Here is a 1,723-nt window from a genome sequence, read left to right as displayed (position 1 = left end):
ACGACACCGAGGACGTCATCCGTCACCGGCTCGACGTGTACGCCGAGCAGACCGCCCCGATCTCGGCCGTCTACGCCGACCGTGGCCTGCTCGTGCAGGTCGACGGCCTCGGCGAGGCCGACGGAGAAGACGGGGTGGACCGGGTGGTCGTCCCCGAGGAAGCTCGCGAGCCGCCGCTCGTACGCGGTGCGGCCGGCGTCGGTGAGCCGGTACGTCGTGCGCTCGGGGCGGTTGCCGCTGCGCTCCGTGCCGAGCGCCTCGACGAGACCGTCGCGGGCCAGCCGCTCGACCGCGTGGTAGACGGCCCCGGGGTTGACGCGCACGAGCCGGGTGTCGCGGCGCTCGACGAGCGTCTGGAAGACGTCGTACGGGTGCCGCGGGTGCTCGCGCAGGAGGCCGAGGACGAGGACGGCGACGGCGGACAGCTCGGGCACGTGCGCCCCCCTCCTCCGGTCGAACTATTCCAGCCGGAATATACAGACGGGTAGCCTCCGCCGCGATCCCCGACCGACTCTTCACCCCCTGAGTTGCGCAAGGTCACAGGTCGGTCTCGGACTTGCGGAATCGCTCCCACACCCTCCGAACGGCTGCTTAGCATCGACGCATCCCGCGCCCGTCGCCCCGTCGGCGCGTGCTGACGACGAGGTCCCCGGAGGCTCGATTGGGCTGGACGCTGCGCGTGCTGCGGCACCGCGCCGCCGCGCAGAGCACGCTGCTCGCCGCCGTGCTCGCCGTCGCGCTCGTGGGTGCGACGCTGCTCGGCACGTTCGCGCTGCTGCTGCACACGAGCGAGACCCGCGCCCTCGGCGAGGCGCTCGGCAGGGCGTCGACCACGGACACCGACGTCGACGTCGTGCTGACGCTCGGCCGCGAGACCGCGGCCGAGGCGATCCCCGTCGCCGAGGGCTACCTCGACGACCTGCTCGGCGGCGTCGACTCCGACCGGACCCGCTGGGTCACCTCCGCGCTGTACCACGTGGGCACCGGCAACCGGATCAGCCTGCCGATGGCCTACCTCGCCACCGAGCCGACCATCCCCGAGCACGCGACGCTGCTGGCCGGGTCGTGGCCGGACGTCGCCGTCGACGCCGACGGCCGGGTGCCCGTCGCCGTCCCGCGCACCGCCGCCGACGCGCTCGGCTGGACCGTCGGCACCGTCCTCCCCGGCCGCAGCTCGGAGACCCGGCAGGACCTCCCGATGGTCGTGGTGGGCGTGCACGAGCTCGACGGGCCGGGCTCGCTGTGGGGCCGTGACCTGCTCGACGGCGCGCAGTACCACCCGGCGTGGCCGATCCCCGGCACGTTCGGCTTCAACACCGCCCCGCTCTACGGGCCGCTCGTCACGGTCCCCGAGGCGCTCGTGGGCGGTCCCGTGCAGGTGGCGTCGGCACGCGTCGTCGCCCACCCGCAGCTCGGCGACGCGTCGACGGCCGACATCGCGGCGCTGCGCGCCCGGCTCACCGACGGCCAGGCGAACCTCAGCGCGGCCGCGTCGCCCGTCTCGACGGGCGCGATGCTCGCCACCGTGCTGCCGATGACCGTCGACGAGGCCGTCGCGGGCCTCGCGGTCACGCGCATCACGCTCGTCGTCGTCGGCCTGCTCCTCGTCGTGCTCGCGGTGACCGTCCTGCTGCTCGCGGCACGCCTGCTGGCCGAGCGCCGGGCCGCCGAGCAGACGCTCATGGCCTCGCGCGGCGCGACCGCAGGCCAGATCCTGCGGCTC

The 1,723-nt window shown here is 74.6% G+C and carries 1 protein-coding gene and 2 pseudogenes; 2 read left to right on the top strand and 1 reads right to left on the bottom strand.

Translation table 11 applies throughout. The features are described from left to right. Positions 1-122 (top strand): annotated as a pseudogene (locus tag HGA02_RS21265) (adenylate kinase); the annotation flags it as partial. Positions 123-236: 114 nt separating this feature from the next. Here the strand turns inward: HGA02_RS21265 and HGA02_RS21260 are convergent. Continuing rightward, a pseudogene (locus HGA02_RS21260) lies at positions 237-434 on the bottom strand (PadR family transcriptional regulator); the annotation flags it as partial. A 227-nt stretch (positions 435-661) separates the two neighbouring features. On the opposite strand from HGA02_RS21260, the gene HGA02_RS18450 reads away from it, so the two are divergent. Beyond that, the coding region (locus HGA02_RS18450) for a hypothetical protein (RefSeq protein WP_168680769.1) at positions 662-1,723 on the top strand (1,062 nt) is incomplete at its 3' end.

The sequence above is a fragment of the Cellulomonas septica genome (assembly GCF_012396155.1).
In the GTDB taxonomy this organism is placed as follows: Bacteria; Actinomycetota; Actinomycetes; order Actinomycetales; family Cellulomonadaceae; genus Cellulomonas; species Cellulomonas septica.
This window is presented reverse-complemented; position numbering and strand designations above follow the sequence as displayed.